The organism is Alteromonas infernus (assembly GCF_902705815.1).
This window is the reverse complement of record NZ_CACSIG010000038.1, coordinates 1-1,421: the sequence shown is the minus strand read 5'-3', so window position 1 is coordinate 1,421 and position 1,421 is coordinate 1. Positions and strand designations below refer to the sequence as shown.

The 1,421-nt window shown below is 40.5% G+C and carries 2 protein-coding genes; both read left to right on the top strand.

Annotated elements, in window-relative coordinates:
* The first annotated feature begins 379 nt into the window (after positions 1-379).
* Positions 380-721, top strand: coding sequence for a hypothetical protein (locus tag ACX5J7_RS10255; protein ID WP_498707082.1), 342 nt, complete (start codon positions 380-382; stop codon positions 719-721).
* A gap of 155 nt (positions 722-876) precedes the next feature.
* Complete coding sequence (locus ACX5J7_RS10250) at positions 877-1,308, top strand: hypothetical protein (protein WP_462835083.1); 432 nt, start codon at positions 877-879, stop codon at positions 1,306-1,308.
* Positions 1,309-1,421 lie beyond the last annotated feature (113 nt).

Genomic DNA, 1,421 nt, shown 5'->3' with positions numbered 1-1,421 from the left:
CGCTAGGTCGTCTTTGTGGCTAGCTTTCTCGGTTGTTTTAACCGCTTTAGCAACGTGCTTTTCTTAAACACCTCAACGCCAACATTCAACATCACCAGCTTTCTAAACTCGCTCTTTTATCCAGCAATGTCGTTAACATCTGGCATTTCGCACAGGGTTGTTTTATCTTAATTTCAACAATTTAAATAAGTGGCCTTATCGGCTAGTGGTGGCAGCAAAGCTGCGTACTTTCCTTTGTACGCCTAACAAAACGCTGTTGGCACTCCCTTCGGTCGCTGGGACGCTAACACGTGGGCTGGCTCGCTTCGCTCGGATTTTAGCCCACGTGCTAGCGCCCCAAAGCTTAGTGTTATATGCTTCTACGATATGGATATTTTAATTGGTTGAATTAGCTTTAATAGCAGTAGCTGCAACTATCCTAAATGCGTTAACTGTAGAGTTTCATTGCAGGCTTCAAATTCGCCATATAGCTAAACAAAGAACAGTTTCTAATTTGATTAAGCATTATCTTTTAATGCTACCTTTTATTTTCGGCATGCTGCTCTTCCTATCTATTATTCAAACCAAAATTAACCAATTGGGTATCAGCTCTATTAGAGAATCTCTGTTGTTATTGGGTTTGGTTGTTCTTTTTTTGTCGCCTTTTATCTATATCATGGACTGGCGCTATCCAGGTTTAGTCAGCAAAATGGAAATCTGGAGAAAAGGAGTATCAGATTAAATGCAAATTCTAGGTAATTTTAGGGACGCACATAACAAAAAAATCAAGTCACTCACTGCGTTCGCTGGGACGCATACATGCGGGGCGGCTTCGCCATTATGCCCCACATGCTTGCGCCCCTTATTTAAAAGTTATGTGCCAGGAGAGTAAGATTAGTGCCAAGTAAACGTTTTGCATTTGTATCGGCCTTATGGAGCTTTCTTCCTAGTGCTTTAGTTATTCTGTTATTTGCTTTAACTGATATAGACCTGTATCAGAAAACATCTCAAGCAGCAGAGGGCTATCAATCTTTATTCTTTTTTGCGCCAATAATTTTATTACTTTTTGTTATTTATCACACAATTGTTGGCTATATCCAAACCACAATAAAGCAGCCTAAATTTTTGTTAGCTTTGCTATCTTCAATAGTCGCATCCGTGCCTTTTCCTCTTTTGGTAGCTTTGTCAAAATCAAATGCGACACAAGACGAGCGTTTAGCTCTTGTTCTTACGGCACTCGTAATCTTTGGCTTATTTTGGCTTTCTTTATTTACAGGTTCTTGTTATCAATGCCTTAAAATAAAAGGGCATAACCAGCATGGCACATAACAAAAAAATTAAGCCACTCACTTCGTTCGCTGGGACGCATACATGCGGGGCGGCTTCGCCATTATGCCCCACATGCCTGCGCCCCTTATTTAAAAGTTATNTGNCAAGAGNNT